The organism is Acidisphaera rubrifaciens HS-AP3 (genome assembly GCF_000964365.1).
Classification (GTDB): Bacteria; Pseudomonadota; Alphaproteobacteria; order Acetobacterales; family Acetobacteraceae; genus Acidisphaera; species Acidisphaera rubrifaciens.
This window is the reverse complement of record NZ_BANB01000888.1, coordinates 1-991: the sequence shown is the minus strand read 5'-3', so window position 1 is coordinate 991 and position 991 is coordinate 1. Positions and strand designations below refer to the sequence as shown.

Genomic DNA, 991 nt, shown 5'->3' with positions numbered 1-991 from the left:
ACCGTGCCGATATAGGCGTCGTCCAGGCCCATCATGCGTGCTGCGCGGGCGGCGGCTCGACGCGGCGACGGCGGTGCCGTTCGGCCCGGCGCTCGCGCTCGCGATCTGGCTGCTGGTGCTGCTGCATGGCGGCGTCGGGGACGGGGCGCTAGTCTCGCCGTGAAACCGTCTGGAACGCATCATGCCGCTCGATGACGACGCGATCGCTGCCCTCGGCCGTATCACCACGGCGACCATCACCACCGTGCTGCTCAAGCACGGGCTGCGCAACGTGTGGATGCGCGGGCCGCAGGCGACGCGCCATGATGCGGGCCGGCTGATCGGTCCCGCCTTCACGCTGCGCTTCGTCCCCGCGCGCGAGGATCTGGCGACGCCCGCCGCCTGGGCCTCGCCCACCTCCACCCGCGCCGCGATCGAGGCGATGCCGGCGGGCTGCATCGCCGTCGTGGACGCCATGGGCATCACCGATGCCGGAATCTTCGGCGACATATTGTGCGCCCGCATGCGCCGGCGCGGCGTCACGGCGCTGATCACCGACGGCGTGGTGCGCGACGCGGCGGGGGTGGCGGCGACCGGGCTGCCGGTCTGGTGCGCCGGGCGGGCGGCGCCGCCGTCGGTCGCCGGGCTGACTTTCGTCGGCTGGCAGCAGCCGATCGGCTGCGGCGGCGTCGCGGTGTTTCCCGACGACATCATCGTGGCCGACGCCGATGGCGCGGTGGTGATTCCGGCCGCGCTGCTCGATCTCGTGCTCGCCGAGGCGCCGGAGCAGGAGCGGCTGGAGGCGTGGATCATGCGCGAGGTGGAGGCCGGCGTGGCGCTGCCCGGCCTGTATCCGCCGAACGAGGCGACGCGCGCCCGCTACACGGCCGCGAAACAGACCGGCGACGCGTGACGCCGGCTATGGGAAGCGGTCCCGCCTGCGCTATTGCTGTGCCAACGGTACACGCGAGGGGAGGGGCTGGATGTCACAGGAACTGACGCGCCGGGCGGC

At 73.3% G+C, this 991-nt stretch carries 1 protein-coding gene; it reads left to right on the top strand.

All coding sequences use genetic code 11. The annotated features are described in order from the left end of the window. The first annotated feature begins 181 nt into the window (after positions 1-181). Positions 182-892, top strand: a complete 711-nt coding sequence (locus tag B8460_RS18780) for a ribonuclease activity regulator RraA (protein ID WP_048863152.1) — start codon at positions 182-184, stop codon at positions 890-892. Positions 893-991 lie beyond the last annotated feature (99 nt).